The following is a 19,714-nucleotide window of genomic DNA, read 5'->3' as shown; positions in this document are numbered from 1 at the left end:
AGCAGTCTCAGTTCATCAAACCCGCATGGCGCAGACCCGCATCGACCAGTTCTTTGGTCGGGTCCGTCAGCTCCGTCAGCGGCAAGCGCACCTCGTCCGAGCAGAGATCAAGCCGCGACATGGCGTATTTCACGCCAACCAGCCCCGGCTCGGTAAAGATCGCCTTGTGCAGCGGCATCAAACGGTCCTGAAGCTCCAGCGCCTTGGCGTAATCACCCTCAAGGCAGGCCGCCTGCATCTGCGCGGAAAGGCGCGGCGCGACGTTGGCAGTGACCGAGATACAGCCAACACCGCCTTGGGCGTTGAACCCATGCGCTGTGGCGTCTTCGCCGGAAAGTTGGATGAAATCTTTGCCACATGTGATGCGCTGGTCGCTGACCCGAGCGAGATCACCAGTCGCGTCTTTCACGCCGACGATGCGCGGCAGTTGGGCCAATTCGCCCATCGTTTCGGGCGTCATATCCACGACCGACCGGCCGGGGATGTTGTAAATGATGATCGGCAGGTCGCAGCAATCATGCACGGCGGTGAAATGCGCGATCAAACCGCGTTGGGTCGGCTTGTTGTAGTAGGGCGTGACCAACAGCAGCGCATCCGCGCCGACTTTCTCGGCGTGGCGGGCAAGGCGGATGCTCTCGACCGTGTTATTCGACCCGGCCCCTGCGATGACCGGAATGCGGCCCGCGACGGCTTTGACAACCTCTTCGACGACGGTCTCATGCTCGGCATGGCTCAGCGTCGGGGATTCGCCCGTGGTGCCGACGGGGACAAGCCCGCTTGATCCTTCGCCGATGTGCCATTCGATAAGTTTTTTCAGCGTATCCAGATCCAGCGCGCCGTTGCGAAACGGCGTGACGAGGGCAGGCAGAGAGCCTTTGAACATGTGCACGCTCCTTGTTGTGCTGGCCGGGATAAACCGGACTGGATGAGGGCTTTCGCTAACGCAAAGGTTTGATAAACGTTGCCGTAGCCATATGTTGCAAGGCTCTAGCCCCGGAGACGTAGGAAATGCAAGCGATGACGCGCCTGATGGCAATTCTCATAAGTATTTTTGTCCTGACCGTGCCTGCCGAAGCGCAGCGCCCGCGCCCTTTAGGGTGGGCGATGGATGCCATGCGCACAGGCAATTGGGACTCTGCCGCGATACTTGCCGCCCGCGATGGGCAGGTTGCCGCCGATGTGATTGAATGGCACCGGCTGCGCGCCGGGCGTGGCAGCTATGCCGAAGCGCGCGATTTTCTCGCCCGTAGGCCTGATTGGCCGGGCGAGGAGTACCTGCGCAAACAAACCGAAGAAGCGGTGATCGAGCAGCCCGCCAGCGACATACTGGCGTTCTTTTCGGCCATGGGGCCCCAGACCCCGCGCGGGGTGCTCGCCCATGCCAAGGCCCTGATCGACAGCGGCCAGCGCGGTGAAGCCGAAGCAAATCTGGTTCTGGCATGGCGCACGATGCCCATGAACGCCACCAGTCAGGCGCTGTTTGTAGGCGCTCATGGCAGCCTTTTGGCCCCGCATCATGCGGCGCGGCTGGAAGAGATGCTTTGGCAGCGCGAACATTCCGAAGCGCGGCAGATGTTCGATTTGGTCTCAAGCGCCGACAAGGCACTGGCCGAGACCCGGATCGCCCTGCAAAAGCTGGAAAGCGATGTGAACACCAAAATTGATACTCTGCCCGCGTCGAAAGCCGATGCACCGGGATTGGCGCATGACCGCTTTGAGTGGCGCATCCGCAAAGGCTTCCGGGACGAGGCTAAAGACTTGCTGCTGCAGCGTTCCACTTCTGCCGCGACCTTGGGTCAGCCCCCCGCGTGGTCAAACCGCCGCCGTGCCATGGCGCGCGATGAAATGCGCAACGGCGATCCGCAGACCGCCTATAAAATCGCATCACAACATTTCCTGACCAGCGGGTCGGACTTTGCCGATCTCGAATGGCTTTCGGGCTATCTCGCCCTGCGATTCTTGAAGGATCCGGTAACCGCTCTGGGCCACTTCCAAAAGCACGACGGCGCGGTGGAATCCCCAATCAGCCAAGGCCGCGCCGGATATTGGCAGGGCCGCGCGCTTGAGGCGATGGGTGATTCCGAAGGGGCGGCCAAAGCCTATGCCAAGGGGGCGAAATTTCAGACTTCTTTCTACGGCCTGCTGGCCGCTGAGCGGGGCGGCATTCCCTTCGACGAAAAGCTGAAGGGCACCCCGCCCGCGCAAGACTGGCGGACATCGCCACTGGCACGCGCACCCTTGTTCGAAGCGGGGCTGCTTTTGCAGGCATCAGGGGAGCTGTCCACAGCTGAGCGTTTCTGGACCCATTTGGCAGAACAACTCGTGCCAGATGACGCCGCCCTGTTGGGCCAAGCCGCCATCGACGTGGGCCAGCCGCATATCGCCGTGATGATCGGCAAACGCGCGGCGCAGCGCGGGCTGGAAGTGCCCGCGCCCTATTACCCGCTGCACCCCCTCGCGGAGAGAGACTTGCCCATGGCGACCGAGATGACCCTCGCGATTGCCCGCCGCGAAAGCGAGTTTGACCCGGACGTGCAAAGCGGCGTTGGCGCGCGGGGGCTGATGCAGATCATGCCTGCCACCGCCAAAGACGTGGCGCGTGATCTGGGCATCTCAAGCCAGCATACCACAGACCGTCTGACCGCCGACCCGGTTTACAACGCACGGCTGGGTGCCACCTATCTGTCGCAGATGGCGGGGCAGTTTGATGGCAATGTCGCGATGATGTCAGCCGCCTATAACGCGGGTCCAAGCCGTCCGCGCCGCTGGATGGCGACCTATGGCGATCCACGCAAAGGTGAGATCGACATCGTCGACTGGATCGAAATGATCCCGTTCCGCGAAACCCAGAACTACGTTATGCGCGTAACCGAAAGCCTGCCCGTCTACCGCGCGCGTCTGGGGAAAGACCCGTTGCCGATCCCCTTTAGCGAGGAATTAACCGGGTCGACGCTGAAGGCGTTCGCGCCATAGGGTGAAAAGCCCCGCAGCCACAATCATGCCTGCGCCCAGCACAACGCTTGGGCGCAGCACTTCGCTAAAGACCGACAGGCCAATGATCACAGTGAAGATCAACTGCGCATAGGCAAAGGGTTGCACGGCGCTTGCCTCGGCGACCTCATAACAGCGGATCAGCAGCCAATGGCCCGTCACACCGGTGATGCACAGCGTGCCCATTAGCAGCCAGTTGCCCGGTGTCATTGGCTCCCAAAACCAGACGCCGACGGCGGTCATCACCACCGCGCCAGTCACCCCGGTCCAAAAGAAACTCGTCGCCGTGTTATCGCGCCGTGCGACATAGCGGGTGAGCAGCCCGTAGACCGCAAACATCGCCGCCCCTGCCAGCGGGATCGCGGCAGCAGGGTCCACAACCCGAAGCCCCGGCTGCAGGATCACAAGCACACCGATGAAGCCCACACCAATCGCCGCCCACCGCCGCCAGCCGACCTTTTCGCCCAAGATCGGCCCCGACAGCGCCGCCACCAGCAGCGGATAGCAGGTAAAGACGGCATGGCTTTCCACCAGCCCAAGGATCGTGAAGCCCAGTACCATCGTACAAATCTGCGCCGAGAGCAGCACGCCGCGCAGGATCTGCACCGCGGGCTGGGTGGTGGCGGCGGCTTTTCGGATGCCGCCCGCTTTGCGCAGCGCCAGCGCGATAACGAAAGCGGCGAAGAACCAATAGCGGATCATCACCACCATCAGCACGTTGTAATTTTCGGCCAAATGACGCGACAGCCCGTCTTGGACGGCAAAGACCATCGTCGTGGCGACCATCAGCATAATGCCGAGCGGGATGTTGTTGGACTGGCTCATAGCGGCATCCGCGCGCGGGTCATGTGGCGCTTGCGCCCATAGCCGGGAATGCGGGTGACTTCGAAACCACCTGCGCTGAGCGCGCGGCGGACGAAGCCAGCGGCAGTATAGGTCGCGGCGGTGCCACCGGGCGCGGTGTGGCGGGCAACCTCGGCCATCAGGGCGTCGCCCCATAGCTCGGGATTCTTGGCCGGGGAAAATCCGTCGAGGAACCAAGCATCTGCCTGTCCCTGCCATATGGGAAGGGTCTCTCGCGCATCGCCGATGATGATCTCTGCCCGCAAGCCCGGCAGTTCAAACACGCCGCCCGTCCCATTCCAAGCCGCTGTCAGCGCATCCCGCCGCCCGTCGAGCGCCGGGAAAGCCGCATGGGCCTGTGCCATATCTTCGGGGCGCATCGGGTAGGCTTCGAAACTGGTGAAATGCAGTTGTTCCTCGTGGCCCGCGCGCATCCATGCGTCCCAAGCCAGCAGCAGGTTCAGCCCGGTGCCGAAGCCCAGCTCTGCAATATGAAAACCGGGGCGAAACCGCTCAGGCAGATCATTGCCCGCCAGAAAGACATAGGCCGTCTCTGCCGCGCCGTCTTCGAGGCTGAAATAGGGATCATCAAACTGGGTCGAGACCGGCACTTGGCCCTCTCGCCAGCTGATCTGGGCATTCTGGTCTGGCACGGTACGTCCTGTTAGAGGGGGAGTGAAGTCGCGCAGACACTGCGCAAGCTGGCGGGGAATGGCAATGGTGGATGTAACCGTAAGAGGGGCCGGGATTTTCGGCTTGTCGATGGCTTGGGCTTGCGCGCTGCGCGGTGCGTCGGTGCAGGTGGTGGACCCTGCCGGGCCGGCGGCAGGCGCGTCGGGCGGGATCGTCGGCGCGCTTGCCCCGCATGTGCCAGAGAATTGGAACGCCAAGAAAGCGTTTCAGCTTGAAAGTTTGCTCAGCGCTGAGGCGTTTTGGGACGAGGTAACGGCCACAGGAGGCGTCGCGCCGGGGTATATCCGCAGCGGGCGCCTGCAGCCTGTCGCGGATGAAGCGGCGCTGGCCCTCGCCCGTCAGCGGGAAGCCACGGCGGCGGCGCTTTGGCAAGGACGCGCGCAGTGGGAGGTTATCCGTGCCGAGGAGGACGCTTGGGCCCCCGCAAGCCCCACCGGCTGGCTGATCCGCGACACGCTGAGTGCACTCGTCCACCCGCGCCACGGCTGCAACGCACTGGTCGCAGCACTGGCGGCGAAGGGCGTTGAGATTATCAGCGAAGCCCCGGATCAAGGCAAAGTCATTTGGGCCACGGGCGTGGCCGGGCTGGAGGCGCTCAACAAAAATCACCCGCGTCTGGTTGGCGCAGGCATCAAGGGGCAAGCCGCGCTGTTGCAATTAGACCAAGGCGGCGCGGCGCAACTCTTTGCCGATGGGGTGCATGTCATCCCGCATCTGGACGGCACGGTGGCCGTAGGCGGCACAACCGAGCGAGACTATGACAGCCCCGACAGCACCGATGCGCAGTTAGATGCGGTAATCGCCCGCGCCCGTGCGGCTGTGCCTGCCTTGCAAAACGCGCCGGTGATCGAACGCTGGGCCGGGTTGCGCCCCCGCAGCCGCAGCCGTGCGCCAATGTTGGGCGCATGGCCGGGCAATCCGGGGCACTATATCGCGAATGGTGGCTTTAAGATCGGTTTCGGCATGGCACCCAAAGTGGCGCAGGTGATGGCCGATCTGCTGCTCGAAGGGCGCGACACGATCCCCGAAGGGTTCCGGGTGAGCGATAACCTTTGAGGCAACGAAAAACCCCGGCCACTGGCCGGGGTTCACTGTCATTTCCAAAGCGCCGTAGCTTAGCGCGCGTTGGGCAGGATCACGATCTCGACCCGGCGGTTCTGCGACTTACCTGCAGCACTCAGGTTGCTCGCTACCGGCTGGCTTTCGCCACGGCCAAATGTCTGCAAACGCTGCTGCGGCACGCCGTTAGACAGCAGGATGTTACCCACGGCCTGCGCCCGGCGCTCAGAAAGCTGCTGGTTATACGCCGCTTCGCCGTCGCTGTCGGTGTGGCCAACAACCTGCAGAGTGGAGTTCTGGTAGATGTTCACGTTCTGCGCCAATGCGGCCAGATCGTCACGCAGACCAGGGGCAACGCTCGTGCTGTCTGTCGCGAACAAGATGTCCTGCGGCAGGGTTACGATCAGACGGTCGCCGGTGTTGGTGATCACCACACGGCTGTCCATCGCGGCGCGCAGCTCGGCCTCTTGTTTGTCGAGCGAGTAACCAACGCCTGCGCCGATCGCGCCACCGACCAATGCGCCCTTCACGGCCGCTTCGGTACGGTTGCCGTCGCCTTTCGACAGCGCACCGGCAAGGGCCCCGACGCCCGCACCGATCAAAGCGCCGTTTTTGGTCCGCTGGTTCGGATCGCCGTTGCCGGGCTGCAGTGGCTGCGTACACGCACCCAGTGTCATCGCGCCGGCCAGAGCGGCGGCCAAAGTCATCTTCGAAGAAATCATGTCTACTGCCTTCATGTTTGCGGGCCCCGTTCGGGCGGGGCATCTGAACGTGAACGCTATATAGTCGCTCAAGGTTCCCGCGAACATTACATATAACTGACATTCGGCAAAAACTCGCCCAGGTCGCGCGATTTACGCCTCTGCCCGCGCGGCTTCAAAGGCTAGCATGGCGCGCTTCACCGGAAGACCCCAGTGGTATCCGCCCAAGCCACCACTCTTGCGCAACGCGCGGTGGCAAGGGATCAACCAACTTACCGGATTGCGGCCCACTGCTGTACCGACAGCACGCACGGCGCGCGGGCTGCCGATCGTCTCGGCGATCTCGGAATAGGTGGTGACCTGCCCCGAAGGGATGCTCAGCAGCGCCTCCCAGACCTTGATCTGAAACGGCGCGCCGATGAGGTACAACGGCGCTTTGGCGTCAGGGTCTTTTTGCATTCCAAAGGCCGTGTCGACCCATGCGCGCAGCCTGTCTGGCGCTTCGACGAAATCGGCCAAGGGCCAACGACTGCAAAGATCGTCCATCGCCGCGTCCTCTCCCACTTCGGAGGAGAGCGCCAAACCGCAGATGCCTTTATCGGTGCCCATCACCAGCGTTGGGCCAAAGGGGCTGTTAAACCACCCCCAATAGATCGTAAGCCCTGCGCCTTTGCGGGCGAACTCGCCGGGGCTCATCGCCTCCCAGCGCAGGAACAGGTCATGCAACCGCCCACTGCCCGACAGGCCCAACTCATGCGCCGCAGCCAACGTCGTGAAATGATCGCGCAGCATCAGCTTGGCCTGATCCAGCATCAGATATTGCTGGTAACGCTTGGGCGAAACGCCAACCCAGCGCGAAAAAAGCCGCTGGAAATGCGCCGCAGACATGCCCATCTCGCCCGCGATCCAGTCCAGTTGCTTGGGGTCTTCGGCCTCATCAATCAGGGCGATGGCACGGCGCATCACCTGATAGTGGTAGCCCTGATCTTCGGGTGCGGGGGATATGTCTGTGAACTGTGTCATGGCGTGAAGATACGCGCACCCCTGCCCCCGCGCGACCCGTTTCTTGCGCCAACGTAAAGCAGGCCCCGCCCCTGCTTGCCCTGCCGCTTCATTCATCGCATACCCACGCCCATGGCCCGCCAACTCGATTACCATACCATCCGCGAGATATTCGCACGCTTTCAGCAGGCCGAGCCTGAGCCCAAGGGCGAGCTGGAGCATGTGAACGTCTATACGCTAGTGGTCGCCGTGGCGCTGAGCGCGCAATCGACCGACGCAGGTGTGAACAAGGCCACCCGCGCGTTGTTCAAGATTGCCGATACGCCGCAAAAGATGCTCGACTTGGGGCTTGATGGCGTGATCGACCACATCAAGACCATCGGCCTTTACCGTCAGAAGGCCAAGAACGTCATCAAGCTGAGCCAAATTCTCGTCGATGAGTATGGCGGTGAAGTTCCCAATTCCCGCGCGGCACTGCAATCGCTGCCGGGGGTGGGCCGTAAGACGGCGAATGTCGTACTCAACATGTGGTGGGAACAACCCGCACAGGCCGTCGACACCCATATCTTCCGCGTTGGCAACCGCACCGGCATTGCGCCGGGTAAAACGGTGGACGCGGTTGAGCGCGCCGTTGAGGACAACATCCCCGCTGATTTTCAGCGCCATGCCCATCACTGGCTGATCCTGCATGGCCGCTATCATTGCAAGGCACGCAAACCGCTGTGCCGCACCTGTATCATCCGAGACCTGTGCCAATACGAGGACAAGACAGAATGACCCAATACGAAGTGGTAGGCATCGGCAACGCCGTCGTCGACGTGATCTCCCATGCTGATGACGCATTCCTTACCGGCAACGGTATCGAAAAAGGCATCATGCAGTTGATTGAACGTGACCGCGCCGAAGACCTTTATGCCGCGATGCAGGACCGTTTGCAGACCCCCGGCGGATCGGTCGCCAATACTGTCGCAGGCGCGGGCGCGCTGGGGCTGAAGACTGCGTTCATTGGCCGGGTACGTGATGATGAGTTGGGCCAGTTCTATGCCAAAGCGATGACCGACATCGGTATCGATTTCGTGAATGCCCCAGTAGCCGAGGGCGAAAACCCGACCTCGCGCTGCATGATCTTTGTCACGCCCGATGGGGAGCGCTCGCTGAATACTTATCTTGGCATCTCCACCGGGCTCACCTCAGACGATGTGCCGCAGTCGGTGACCTCCAAAGCCAAGCTGATGTTCCTCGAAGGATATCTCTTTGACCATGACGCCGGCAAAACCGCCTTCCGTGAGGCCGCGCGGGCAGCGACAGCGGGCGGCGGCATGGCGGGCATCGCTATTTCCGATCCCTTCTGCGTCGAACGCCACCGGGACGACTTTCTTGATCTGATCGAAAATGATCTGGGCTATGTCATCGGCAATGAGGCCGAAATCCGCGCCCTGTGGGAAACAGACGATACCGAAGTGGCATTGGCCAAGACCGCCGAGATTTGCCCGCTGGTGGTCTGCACCCGTTCGGGCGACGGGGTTACGCTGATCCGCGGCGAAGAGCGTGTCGATGTGCCAGTCGAGAAAGTCGTGCCAGTCGATGCCACTGGCGCAGGCGATCAATTCGCGGCAGGGTTCCTCTATGGCCTCGCCACGGGCCGCGATCTGGAAACCTGTGGGCGCATGGGCAACATCTGCGCGGGCGAAGTCATCCGGCATATCGGCCCCCGCCCCCAGACTGACATCATGGCCCTGTTCAAAGCCGAAGGCTTGGTCTGATGATCGATAGCGGCTTTCACGATGTCGCTTCGGGCAATCTGGCCGTGGTGGTGACCCATCTTGAGATGCGCGCCAAACCCGCCCTTCGCGAGGTGCCCTTGCCCGAAGGTGTTACCTTTCGGCAGGTCACCCCATCGCTCGACTGGTTCCGTGATATCTTTCGCCGGGTGGGAACGGATTGGCTGTGGTATGGGCGACTAAAGCTATATGACGCGGCCCTCACCGCGCTTTTGCAAGACCCTGCGCGGGACTTCTACACGCTGACCCGCGATGGCAAGGACGAGGCTCTGCTGGAGCTAAACTTCCAGAAAGACGGCACCTGCGAATTGGCCTATTTCGGGCTGACCTCTGCGCTGATTGGCACTGGGTTGGGCCGGTATCTGATGAACCAAGCGATTACGCTGGCATGGGAAAAGCCGATCACCCGGCTGCATCTGCACACCTGCACCAATGACAGCCCGCAGGCGCTTGGCTTCTACGTGCGCTCGGGGTTCACCCCCTTTTGCCGTCAGGTCGAGATTGACGATGATCCGCGCCTGACCGGCCTGCTGCCGCGCAGTGCTGCGCCGCAGATTCCTTTGATTGACGCCTAAACCGCTGCCGCCGGTTCAGCGAACCGGCGTGCAGTCCGCCCCTTGGAAACACGCGATCACCTTGTCGACCATTGCGGGCTTGGGCGATCCAAAGAGGTCGCCGCCGCAAGGGTTGCTCTCAAGCATATAGGCGCCATCGGCACCGCGTTCGAGAAAGGCCAGCACGTCGCCTTCTTCGGCAGAGCCGCACCAAGGGCCGTAGCACAGAACATTCAGCATCAACGGCTGTTCAAAGGGTACGTCAAAGCCCCCTTCTGATAGCGCCTTGCCGCTGATTTGCGCCCGGAGCGGTGTCTCTTCGGGCGGGTTGCTTCCAACTTTGCCGGTCTTTGGCAAGAGGCTTGCATCAAAGGTCAAACGCCCCTGCACCACGACGTAGCTCTCTTCGGCCTTGGCCGCGCGTTGATATGTTGCCTCAACCGAATGAGGCAGACAACTAAGCGCAAGTGCGGGCAGCGGGGCCATGGTGGCGAGAGCGCAGGCAATGGTCCGTATCATAACTTCTCCTCAAACTCTTTAAGAACCGCCGCATAGACCGCGCGTTTGAACGGTACGATGTTCGCAACCAGCTGATCTGCGGGCATCCAGCACCATTCAGAGAACTCAGGCTCAGCGGTGGCAATATTCACCTGAGCGTCCTTCCCTAGAAAACGCATCAGGAACCATTTCTGTTCCTGACCCCTATACCGTCCCTTCCAGATGTTGGGCACCAGTTCACGCGGCAGGTCGTAGGGCAACCAGCTTGTCGTCTCGGCCTCGACCTCTACCAGATCGCGGGGGATGCCGGTCTCTTCCTCCAACTCGCGCAGGGCCGCATCACGCGCGGCCTCTCCCTTATCCACGCCGCCTTGGGGCATCTGCCACGCATCCTGATCCCGGTCGCGCCGCTGGCCGACAAAGACTTCGCCATCGGCATTCACCAACATCACGCCGACACAAGGGCGGTAGGGCAGTTTGGCAATCTCTTCGGGGGTCATGGTGGCAAGTCTCCTGAGTGGCGTTCCCGCGGGAGGTAGCACGATCATGGCAAGGCTCAAAGCGGTCACATCGCCGTTCTTACGTTTCGGCAGCGGCATCGTTGACGCGGCGTTTCGCGTGACTTGCCCTGCCATTTCCGATGGTGTCAAAGTGACCCAGCCCACCCAGAAAGGTAAAGCCATGTCCGACTACCCCCGCCTGCTTGCCCCGCTTGATCTTGGTTTTACCACACTGAAGAATAGGCTGCTGATGGGGTCGATGCACACTGGGCTGGAAGAGACGCAGGACTGGAACCGCGTGGCAGAGTTCTACGCCACCCGCGCACGGGGCGATGTGGGGCTGATGGTGACGGGCGGCATTGGGCCGAACCCCGAAGGCTCGGTCGCCCATGGTGCTGCGATGATGGTCAGCCAAAAGGACGTGGACAACCACAGCATTATCACGCAGCGCGTGCATGAGGCGGGTGGCAAGATCGCCATGCAAATCCTGCACGCGGGCCGCTATGCATTCTCACCTGATTGCGTGGCCCCGAGCGCGATAAAATCCCCGATCTCGATGTTCGCGCCTAAAGAGTTGGACGAGGAAGGCATCGAGAAGCAGATTGCCGACATCGCCGCCTGCGCCCTGCGCGCGCGTGAGGCAGGCTATGACGGGGTCGAGATCATGGGGTCAGAGGGGTATTTCCTGAACCAGTTCCTCGTCACGCACACCAACAAACGCGAGGACCGCTGGGGCGGGTCTTATGAAAACCGGATGCGCCTGCCGATCGAAGTGGTGCGCCGCGTGCGCGAGACGGTGGGCGAAGATTTCATCCTGATCTACCGTTTGTCGATGATTGACCTGATCCCCAACGGCTCGACCTTTAAGGAGGTCGTGCAACTGGCGCAGGAGATCGAAAAAGCCGGGGCCACGATCATCAACACCGGCATCGGCTGGCACGAGGCGCGCATCCCGACGATTGCCACCTCTGTTCCCCGCGCGGCCTTTGCTTGGGTGACGAAAAAGCTGATGGGTAAGGTCGGCATCCCGCTGATCACCTCGAACCGCATCAACACGCCTGAGGTGGCCGAAGAGGTGTTGGCGTCGGGCTGCGCCGATATGGTGTCCCTCGCCCGCCCGATGTTGGCAGACGCCGATTTCCTTGCCAAGGCCAAGGCGGGCAAGGCCGACCAGATCGCCCCCTGCATCGCCTGCAACCAAGCCTGCCTGGATCACACCTTTGGCGGCAAAATTTCTACTTGCCTCGTTAATCCACGCGCTTGCTATGAAACGGAACTGCGGATCGAACCGGTAGCGGCGGCGAAAACCGTCGCAGTCGTCGGCGCGGGCCCAGCAGGCCTGTCCGCCGCAATTACCGCCGCAGAGCGCGGCCATGATGTAACCCTGATAGACCGCGCGCGTGAAATCGGCGGGCAACTTAACCTCGCCAAACAGGTCGCCGGGAAAGAGGAGTTTTGGGGCTTGGTCGATTGGTATCGCACCATGCTCAAGGTCCACGATGTGACCGTGCAGCTAGAGACTGAAGCCACCGCTGATGCGTTGAGCAGCTTTGACGAGGTCATCATTGCCACGGGCGTTGTGCCGCGTGACCCGCAAATCCCCGGTCAGGACGGCAGCAATGTCGTCAGCTATATCGACGTGCTGAACGGCACGGCAGAGGTCGGCCAGCGTGTCGCTGTGATCGGCGCGGGCGGGATCGGTTTTGACGTGTCCGAACACCTTGTCCATGACGGCGAAAGCAGCACGCTGAACCTGCCTGAATGGATGCGCGAATGGGGCGTCACCGATCCGGGCGAGCATCGCAGCGGGCTGGCCCCCGAAGGGCCACAGCCCCCCGCCCCTGCGCGGCAGATCACCATGCTGCAGCGCAAGACCAGCAAACCCGGCAAAGGCTTGGGCAAAACGACAGGCTGGATCCACCGCGCTTCGCTGACCATGCGCAACGTGCAGATGATCGCCGGGGTGAACTACGAAAAGATCGACGTTTCCGGGCTACATATCTCTTTCGGCGAAGCGCGGGAGAAGCCCACGCTGATCGAAGCAGACACCATCGTGCTCTGCGCCGGGCAGCTCTCTGACCGCAGTCTTGCCGACACGCTGGAAGCGCGCGGTGTCACCTGTCACGTGATCGGCGGCGCGGATGTCGCAGCAGAGTTGGACGCGAAACGCGCGATCAACCAAGGTACGCGTCTGGCCGCCGCGCTTTGACCCCCCTGTTGCGCGCGCCCTTGCACCCGGCGCGCGCAATCCGCTAAATCGCCGCACTGCTTTGACCTGCCCATAGGTGACTATGCCCATCTGCGTCTTCGACATATATAACGACGGCACCGCGCAGGTGCCCGAAGACGACGGCCTGACCGGGCCGGGGCGCTACCGTTGGTGGCATTATGACCTGTCCGACCCGGCGCTGGCGCCGTGGGTTGCCACACATCTGCCCGCGATCCCCGCGGGCGCGTTGCTGCAACCTGAAACCCGCCCGCGCTGCGATGAGTACGAAGACGGGCTGATCCTGAACCTGCGCGGCATCAACCTGAACGAAGGACAACAGGCCGATCAAATGGTCTCGATCCGCATGTGGGTGACGGATGCTGTGGTCATCACCGTACGGATGCGCCGGGTCTTCGCCATTGATGAGCTGCGTACACTGGCCACCCAGAACAATGCCCCGCACCAGCCGTCGGCCTTTCTTGAAGCGCTGGTCTCAAGGTTGACCGCGCGGGTCCAGACCGAGGTCGCGCGGCTTGCCGATCGCACGGCGTTCTATGAAACAGACCTCGAAGACCTCAGCACCCTGCCCCCAAAAGACCTGCCCGTTACGCGCCGCAGCACGATCAAACTGGAACGCTACCTCTCCCCGCAGCGCAGTGCGTTGGAGCGGCTGGCGCAGTTGGACTTGCCGCTGGTGCCGGATGTCGATTCGATGAAGCTGCGTGAACTGGCCAACCGGACCGCCATTGTGGTGGAGGAGTTGGAAGCCCTGCAAGAGCGCATTGTCACTGTACAAGACGAACACGACAACCAAGTCGCCCAACGCCAAGCGCGGCACGGTTATGTCCTGTCCATCGCCGCTGCGGTCTTTCTGCCATTGGGGTTTCTGACCGGGCTTTTCGGCGTGAACGTGGGCGGGATGCCGGGCGTGGATGACCCGCGCGCCTTTGCGATCCTCTGCCTTGCCATGGTTGGGCTCGCCGCGATCATGTTGGCTGTCTTAAAGTGGCTGCGCTGGCTCTGACCCCCTCGGAAACAGACTGTTCCGCCGTTTCCATGCCATGAACGATCCCTGCAAAGACCATGAGACTGTCTTGCCTCTGCCCCGTTCCTGCCCGAATTGCCGCCCATATCTGATCCCAACAAGATTAATGCGAAGGGACAGGCAATGGACCGCCTTACGGAAATGGAAGCGTTTGCCACAGTAGTGGATCAGGGTGGTTTTACCGATGCCGCCAAGAAGATGGGGATTTCGAAATCCGCTGTCTCGAAACATGTATCGTCACTCGAAGCCCGCCTCGGGGCGCGTCTGTTGAACCGCACCACCCGGCGCGTATCGCCCACGGAGATCGGCCTTGCCTACTACGACCGTGCCCGCCGGGTCTTGAATGATGCAGGCGAAGCCGATGCGCTGGTAACGTCGATGCAATCGGCGCCCTCGGGCCTGCTGCGCATCTCGGTGGCGACGGATTTTGGTGTGAATCATCTGTCCCCTGCGCTGTCGGAGTTCCTTTCGGACTTCCCCGACATCACGGTGAACATGGTCCTCAACAACCGCTATGTTGAACTGATCTCAGAAGGTTTCGACATGGCCGTGCGCATCGGAGAGCTGGAAGACAGCACCCTGCGCGCCCGCAAGTTGACCGAGACGACCAAACGCATGATCGCCAGCCCCAAGTATTTCGAACAATACGGACGGCCAGAAAAGATCGATGATCTGAACAATCACAAGCTGTTGCATTACTCGAACCAATCGTCGGGCAATGTCTGGAAACTGACTGCCCCCTCGGGTGAGAAGCGTCAGGTGCGAACTGCAGGGTGGCTGTCGGTGAACGACGGGCAAAGCCTGCTCAATGCCGCCATCTCGGGGCTGGGCATCGCCTACTTGCCAAGCTTCCTCTACGCTGACGCGATGGAAAAAGGGCTGGTCGAAGACGCGATCCCCGAACTGCCGCTGGAAACCCAAGGCATCTATGCCGTCTACCCTCCGGGGCGCTTCACCCAGCCCAAGGTCCGCGCCTTTATCGACTTTTTGGTGCATGAGTTTGCTGAGAAAGGTCCGACCGTCTGGTAAGCGGCAAAACAAAACACACCGAACAAGCGGCCCCCACACGAGGGCCGCTTTTCTATTCCGCAGCAGCGCGCTATCTGTCCCGCCATGAACAATATGCGTGACACCTACGCCCAGCTTGTTGCCGAGGGCAAACTGCAATCCGATCCGGCCCAAGAGGCGGTGATGGAGGAGTTTGACCGCATCCGCGATGCGCTCGCCAAACCCGTCAAGAAAAGCCTATTTCGAAAAGCGGCTGAACCGCCCAAGGGGCTGTACCTCTGGGGTGGCGTTGGGCGCGGCAAGTCGATGCTGATGGATATGTTCGTGGCGCATCTACCTGATATCCCGGCGCGGCGGGTGCATTTTCACGCTTTCATGCAAGAAATCCACAACGCCATGCACGAAGTGCGCAAGACCGGCGTGGACGATGCCATCGCCCCGGTGGCCCGCGATGTGGCCGACGACGTGCGGCTGCTGGCCTTCGACGAGATGCAGATCACCGACATTACCGACGCAATGATCGTGGGCCGCCTGTTTGAGGCGCTGTTTGCTGCGGGCGTCGTGGTCGTGACCACCTCAAACCGCCTGCCTGATGACTTGTATAAAAACGGCATCAACCGCGAAGTCTTTGTGCCCTTCATTGAACAAATCAAGGAGCAGATGGTGGTGCATGAATTGGTTAGCCCGACTGACTACCGCCAAGATCGACTTGCGGGCTCGCAGGTTTATTTCACCCCGGTGAACGCCGAAAGCCGCGCTGCAATGGATGCGGTTTGGGACGATCTGGCAGGTACCAAAGGCGAGCCGCTGACGTTGCATGTAAAGGGCCGCGAAGTGGTGATCCCTGCGTTTCACAACGGCATGGCCCGCGCGGGGTTCCATGCGCTCTGCGGCAGGCCCTTGGGCGCTGCGGATTACCTTGCGCTGGCGCAAAACGTGCGGGTGCTGCTGCTGGACAACATTCCCAGCCTTGGCCGATCAAACTTTAACGAGGCAAAGCGTTTCGTCACCCTGATTGATGCGCTTTATGAGGCGAAAGTCCGGCTGATCTGTTCCGCCGCTGCCGCGCCTGAAATGCTCTACCTAGAAGGCGAAGGCACCTTCGAATTTGAGCGTACCGCCTCACGACTGCGCGAAATGCAAAGCGACGAATGGGGGCGCTAACCGCCCGCCATCACCAGATCAGGAATCGCTGATCGCCTGCATATGCAGGTCATTGCCCTGCAAAATAGGGTGATAAGGCCGCTCAACCTCATAAAGCCACCACAGGCCGCCGGCGATAATCGCGACACCTATGGCCATGAAGATAAATTGATATTTCCGTGCATCGTCCTGATCGTGACGCGCCGGTTGGATAAAATTGCGCATGGGACACCTCGGTCAAATTCGAAAGGAGAGACTTCCTCAGACCAAGGTACACCACATCTGCACCGCACAGCAGCGGGGCACCCAAATATGGTTAACTAGACGCTTTCCCGCAACACGCTACCGGCAAGGTAGAGTGAGCCACAGATCAACACACGCGCATGGGGTTCGCGGGCGATAATTGTGTCCAGAGCGGCATTAACGCTCCCGGCTTCGGCGGCCTTAAAACCCACCTCTCGCGCCGCGTTCGCCGTCGCTTGGGCGGGCAAAGTTGCCGCCTCTCCGGGGATGGAAACGGCGGTGAGGCTTGCGGCCTCGGCGGCCAAGGGGCGCAGGTATCCTGCGATGTCTTTGGTGTTCAGCATCCCACAGATCAGATGCGTCGGGCGCTTGGGCATCGCAGCCAACGCCGCAGCCAAGGCCTGCCCTGCTGCGGGATTGTGTCCGCCATCCAGCCAAAGCTCTCCCTCGGGCGCTTTGCGTGCCAACGGCCCATCCGACAGCCGCTGCATCCGCGCGGGCCATTGCGCCTGCGTCACGGCGGCCTCACAGGCCTCTGCCCCGAGGCCGAGATGCCGTAGCGCCGCCAGTGCTGCGCCTGCGTTCATGATTTGGTGATCGCCCAGCAGGTTGGGGCGCGGCAGATCGAGCAGACCGGTCTCATCTTGATAAACCATCCGCCCGGCCTCTGGCCCGACGTGCCATTGCTGCCCGTAAGCCAACAGCGGCGCGCCGAGTTTTGCGGCGCGGTCTTCGATAACCCCAAGCGCGGCCTCTTCCTGTGGGCCAACCACACAGGGCACAAGGCGCTTGATGATCCCGGCCTTCTCGCCTGCAATCTCCGCCAGTGTTTCGCCCAGATACTGCTGGTGATCGACCGAAACAGGCGTGATCACCGTCAATACCGGATCAATTACATTGGTTGCATCCAAACGCCCGCCGAGCCCCACTTCCAACAGCGTGAAATCTGCTTTGCTGCGCGAAAAGGCGAGGATCGCAGCACAAGTGGTGATCTCGAAATAGGTAATCTCTTCGCCGTTGTTGGCTGCGTGGCACTCGTCCAGCACAGCGGCCAGATCGGGTTCGGAAATCAGCTCTCCGGCCACCCGGATACGCTCATGAAAGCGCGCCAAATGCGGCGAGGTATAGGCATGCACCGTCTTGCCCGCGGCCTCTAACCCCGCGCGGATCATCGCTTGGGTTGAGCCTTTGCCATTGGTGCCCGCAATATGGATCACCGGCGGCAGGTCGTTTTGGGGATTGCCCAACGCCTCCAACAGCCGCCACATCCGGTCCAGCGTCAGGTCGATGATCTTGGGATGCAGCGCCATCATCCGGTCAAGGATGACGTCCGATGAAGGCGTGCTCATTTCTTCTTGGGCGTGTCGGCGGGCAGGTCTGCGGCGGCCTGAACCGAGGCAGCCGCTTCGGCCACTTCCACTTCTCCGGGCGCAGGCAGATCGCCACGCACAGCAGGGGTCAGCCCCAGCAACATCCGCGTGATGGTGATCAACTCATCACGCATATCGGTCCGCTTGGTCACGCGGTCAAGCATGCCATGATCAAGCAGATATTCAGCACGCTGGAAGCCCTCGGGCAGCTTTTCGCGGATGGTTTGCTCGATGACGCGCGGGCCAGCAAAACAAATCAGCGCATTCGGCTCAGCGATATGCACGTCGCCCAGCATCGCATAGGACGCGGTGACACCGCCCGTCGTTGGGTGGGTCAGCACGACGATATAGGGCAGCCCGGCCTCTTTCAGCATCTGCACAGCGACCGTGGTGCGCGGCATTTGCATCAGGCTGAGGATACCTTCCTGCATCCGCGCGCCACCGGCGGCGGAGAAAAGCACCAGCGGACGCTTCAGCTTCACGGCTTCCTCAGCAGCGGCAATGATCGCATTGCCGACGTACATGCCCATGGAACCGCCCATGAAGGAGAAATCCTGCGCACATGCGACGATCGGCGTGCGGCCCATTTCGCCTGTGACGACCAACATGGCCTCATGCTCACCCGTCTGCTTTTGCGCGGCTTTCATCCGGTCGGGATAGCGCTTCTGGTCTTTGAAATGCAGCGGATCGGGCGTCGGCGCGGGCACCTTCACTTCGGTGAAGATACCACCATCAAATAGCGCCTTGAACCGCTCCCGCGGGCTGATGTGCATGTGGTGGCCGCAGTTAGTGCAGACGTTCAGATTGTCCGACAGTTCGCGGTGAAACAGCATGGTGCCGCATTCATTGCACTTGGTCCACAGGTTGTCCGGTGTCTCGCGGCGCGAGAAGATCGAGTTGATTCGCGGACGGACGTAGTTTGTGATCCAGTTCATTGGCAGGCCTCTGCTGTGGTTCCGTCCCAGATAATCCCCGCATGGGGAAATTGCAATCAGCGGCGTATCGCCAGCCGTGCAGCCAACCACGAGACCAGCATAAGCGCGAAATCCACCGGCAACCATGTGCGCAACGCTGCCGCGTCGTCCATCGAGAAGGGCGTAAGATAAAGCGCCAGCCCCGAAAGGTCATCCGGCAGAGAGACAATGAGAATGGCCGAGACATTGTTCCAAAGATGCACCGCGATGGCAGGGCCCAGCGAGCCGGAGCGCGCGGTGAGGTCTGCCATCAAGATACCAAAAACCCCAGCCCAGAGCGCCACCATCAGCGCATTCTCCCCTGCCTCGGCAGGCAAGTAGTGACCAAGCGCGAACAGCGCCGAAGGCAGTACCATCCAAATGAGCGGAGACTTAAACCGCGCTGCCAGTTGCTGCTGCACATAACCGCGAAAAACGATCTCTTCGGCGCTGACCTGCACCAGTACGGCCAGTAGCGACAGCGGCAAGAGCAGCAGCCAGCGGTTCAAGGGCAGGTTCGGCGTCAGCTCATCGCCCATGTCCCACGGCGGCAGGATCAGTAGCACCGCCCCAAGGGCCAGCATCGCGAGGGACACCGCGCGAAAACTCGGCCAAAGCCGCCCGGGCACGCCCAATAGACTGCTCGCGTTTCGCCGATGCACCACCCGCACGGTCACGCCGACGGCCATCGCCATGGTCCCAAAGCTGAACAGCAACAGATACATGGCCTGCGGCGTGGCACCTTTCAGCAGGTTCCCATGCAGCGACGTGGCGCCCGGCCCCGCGAAGGCATAGACCGTTTGAAAGTAAAGCTCGTTCAGCGCGACATAGGCCACCACAGCCACGAACAGCCCCAAGAAAAACCGCCAAAGCGCCGATGAGGCGCGCGCGGGCGCGACGAAGGCCGCATGGGCGCTGTAATCGGGCCGCCACTTCATGAGAGGCGCAGTTCAAATCGGAGGTGGTTCTTGCACATTATTTGCCGGGCTTTCACGCTTGCGTGCGGGTCTAAACGACCGCGCCAGAAGGTCAGAACCTATGCCCTAACACGCTGCGATACAACAGTTCCCCCGCCTCATACGCGCCAAAGCCTTGCAGCACCGCCCCCGCCCCTCTATTCC

20 protein-coding genes are annotated in these 19,714 nt (G+C 61.5%); 9 read left to right on the top strand and 11 right to left on the bottom strand.

Going from position 1 to position 19,714, the window contains the following annotated elements:
- Positions 1 to 7: 7 nt before the first annotated feature.
- Positions 8 to 883: a 4-hydroxy-tetrahydrodipicolinate synthase gene (gene dapA, locus WNY61_RS02280; protein WP_342849829.1), complete on the bottom strand. Its 876-nt coding sequence runs from the start codon at positions 881 to 883 to the stop codon at positions 8 to 10.
- A gap of 125 nt (positions 884 to 1,008) precedes the next feature.
- On the opposite strand from dapA, the gene WNY61_RS02275 reads away from it, so the two are divergent.
- Positions 1,009 to 2,973 (top strand): lytic transglycosylase domain-containing protein, encoded by a 1,965-nt coding sequence (locus WNY61_RS02275; protein WP_342849828.1) that lies wholly within the window; start codon positions 1,009 to 1,011, stop codon positions 2,971 to 2,973.
- On the opposite strand, the gene WNY61_RS02270 is transcribed toward WNY61_RS02275, so the two are convergent.
- Together WNY61_RS02270 and mnmD are read right to left on the bottom strand one after the other, a co-directional pair.
- Complete coding sequence (locus tag WNY61_RS02270) at positions 2,938 to 3,816, bottom strand: DMT family transporter (protein WP_342849827.1); 879 nt, start codon at positions 3,814 to 3,816, stop codon at positions 2,938 to 2,940. The two genes, WNY61_RS02275 and WNY61_RS02270, sit on opposite strands and share 36 nt — an antisense overlap.
- Positions 3,813 to 4,487, bottom strand: coding sequence for a tRNA (5-methylaminomethyl-2-thiouridine)(34)-methyltransferase MnmD (mnmD, locus tag WNY61_RS02265; RefSeq protein ID WP_342849826.1), 675 nt, complete (start codon positions 4,485 to 4,487; stop codon positions 3,813 to 3,815). The genes WNY61_RS02270 and mnmD overlap by 4 nt, the downstream gene beginning before the upstream one ends.
- Positions 4,488 to 4,545: 58 nt before the next feature.
- Here mnmD and WNY61_RS02260 point away from each other — a divergent pair, with 58 nt between their 5' ends.
- Positions 4,546 to 5,583: an FAD-dependent oxidoreductase gene (locus tag WNY61_RS02260; RefSeq protein ID WP_342849825.1), complete on the top strand. Its 1,038-nt coding sequence runs from the start codon at positions 4,546 to 4,548 to the stop codon at positions 5,581 to 5,583.
- A 59-nt stretch (positions 5,584 to 5,642) separates the two neighbouring features.
- Here the strand turns inward: WNY61_RS02260 and WNY61_RS02255 are convergent, their stop codons facing one another.
- Both WNY61_RS02255 and WNY61_RS02250 read right to left on the bottom strand, forming a co-directional pair.
- Positions 5,643 to 6,308, bottom strand: a complete 666-nt coding sequence (locus WNY61_RS02255) for an OmpA family protein (RefSeq protein ID WP_007118196.1) — start codon at positions 6,306 to 6,308, stop codon at positions 5,643 to 5,645.
- A gap of 132 nt (positions 6,309 to 6,440) precedes the next feature.
- Positions 6,441 to 7,310, bottom strand: coding sequence for a bifunctional helix-turn-helix domain-containing protein/methylated-DNA--[protein]-cysteine S-methyltransferase (locus WNY61_RS02250; RefSeq protein WP_342849823.1), 870 nt, complete (start codon positions 7,308 to 7,310; stop codon positions 6,441 to 6,443).
- A gap of 111 nt (positions 7,311 to 7,421) precedes the next feature.
- Here WNY61_RS02250 and nth point away from each other — a divergent pair, with 111 nt between their 5' ends.
- From nth to WNY61_RS02235, 3 genes are read left to right on the top strand one after another with little or no spacing between them, the layout of a single operon-like run.
- Positions 7,422 to 8,066: an endonuclease III gene (gene nth / locus WNY61_RS02245; RefSeq protein ID WP_342849821.1), complete on the top strand. Its 645-nt coding sequence runs from the start codon at positions 7,422 to 7,424 to the stop codon at positions 8,064 to 8,066.
- A complete protein-coding gene (locus tag WNY61_RS02240) occupies positions 8,063 to 9,052 on the top strand; it encodes an adenosine kinase (RefSeq protein WP_342849820.1) in 990 nt (329 codons plus the stop codon). Before nth ends, WNY61_RS02240 begins: the two co-directional genes overlap by 4 nt.
- Positions 9,052 to 9,645, top strand: a complete 594-nt coding sequence (locus WNY61_RS02235; RefSeq protein WP_342849819.1) for a GNAT family N-acetyltransferase — start codon at positions 9,052 to 9,054, stop codon at positions 9,643 to 9,645. Before WNY61_RS02240 ends, WNY61_RS02235 begins: the two co-directional genes overlap by 1 nt.
- Before the next feature lie 15 nt (positions 9,646 to 9,660).
- Here the strand turns inward: WNY61_RS02235 and WNY61_RS02230 are convergent, their stop codons facing one another.
- Both WNY61_RS02230 and WNY61_RS02225 read right to left on the bottom strand, forming a co-directional pair.
- Positions 9,661 to 10,143, bottom strand: coding sequence for a hypothetical protein (locus tag WNY61_RS02230; protein ID WP_342849818.1), 483 nt, complete (start codon positions 10,141 to 10,143; stop codon positions 9,661 to 9,663).
- Entirely contained in the window at positions 10,140 to 10,622 is a 483-nt protein-coding gene (locus tag WNY61_RS02225) for an RNA pyrophosphohydrolase (RefSeq protein WP_342849994.1), read from the bottom strand. The genes WNY61_RS02230 and WNY61_RS02225 overlap by 4 nt, the downstream gene beginning before the upstream one ends.
- Positions 10,623 to 10,803: 181 nt before the next feature.
- On the opposite strand from WNY61_RS02225, the gene WNY61_RS02220 reads away from it, so the two are divergent.
- The 4 genes from WNY61_RS02220 (at position 10,804) to zapE (ending at position 16,048) form a co-directional block, all read left to right on the top strand.
- Positions 10,804 to 12,831 (top strand): NADPH-dependent 2,4-dienoyl-CoA reductase, encoded by a 2,028-nt coding sequence (locus tag WNY61_RS02220; RefSeq protein WP_342849817.1) that lies wholly within the window; start codon positions 10,804 to 10,806, stop codon positions 12,829 to 12,831.
- Between the two features lie 82 nt (positions 12,832 to 12,913).
- Entirely contained in the window at positions 12,914 to 13,855 is a 942-nt protein-coding gene (locus tag WNY61_RS02215) for a zinc transporter ZntB (protein WP_342849816.1), read from the top strand.
- A 144-nt stretch (positions 13,856 to 13,999) separates the two neighbouring features.
- Complete coding sequence (locus WNY61_RS02210; protein ID WP_007118206.1) at positions 14,000 to 14,905, top strand: LysR family transcriptional regulator; 906 nt, start codon at positions 14,000 to 14,002, stop codon at positions 14,903 to 14,905.
- A gap of 84 nt (positions 14,906 to 14,989) precedes the next feature.
- Positions 14,990 to 16,048, top strand: coding sequence for a cell division protein ZapE (zapE, locus tag WNY61_RS02205; RefSeq protein ID WP_342849815.1), 1,059 nt, complete (start codon positions 14,990 to 14,992; stop codon positions 16,046 to 16,048).
- A gap of 18 nt (positions 16,049 to 16,066) precedes the next feature.
- Here the strand turns inward: zapE and WNY61_RS02200 are convergent, their stop codons facing one another.
- The 4 genes from WNY61_RS02200 to WNY61_RS02185 all read right to left on the bottom strand — a co-directional run bounded on the left by WNY61_RS02200 (position 16,067) and on the right by WNY61_RS02185 (position 19,531).
- Positions 16,067 to 16,252 (bottom strand): hypothetical protein, encoded by a 186-nt coding sequence (locus tag WNY61_RS02200; protein WP_342849814.1) that lies wholly within the window; start codon positions 16,250 to 16,252, stop codon positions 16,067 to 16,069.
- Positions 16,253 to 16,347: 95 nt separating this feature from the next.
- On the bottom strand, positions 16,348 to 17,619 hold the full coding sequence (locus tag WNY61_RS02195) for a folylpolyglutamate synthase/dihydrofolate synthase family protein (RefSeq protein ID WP_342849813.1): 1,272 nt from the start codon (positions 17,617 to 17,619) through the stop codon (positions 16,348 to 16,350).
- Positions 17,616 to 18,575, bottom strand: a complete 960-nt coding sequence (gene accD / locus WNY61_RS02190; RefSeq protein ID WP_342849812.1) for an acetyl-CoA carboxylase, carboxyltransferase subunit beta — start codon at positions 18,573 to 18,575, stop codon at positions 17,616 to 17,618. The genes WNY61_RS02195 and accD overlap by 4 nt, the downstream gene beginning before the upstream one ends.
- A 56-nt stretch (positions 18,576 to 18,631) precedes the next feature.
- Entirely contained in the window at positions 18,632 to 19,531 is a 900-nt protein-coding gene (locus tag WNY61_RS02185; RefSeq protein WP_342849811.1) for a CPBP family intramembrane glutamic endopeptidase, read from the bottom strand.
- Positions 19,532 to 19,714 lie beyond the last annotated feature (183 nt).

This window comes from Sulfitobacter sp. AS92 (assembly GCF_038900015.1).
Lineage (GTDB): Bacteria > Pseudomonadota > Alphaproteobacteria > Rhodobacterales > Rhodobacteraceae > Sulfitobacter.
The sequence above is the reverse complement of the archived record's forward strand: the minus strand, read 5'-3'. Positions and strand labels throughout refer to the sequence as shown.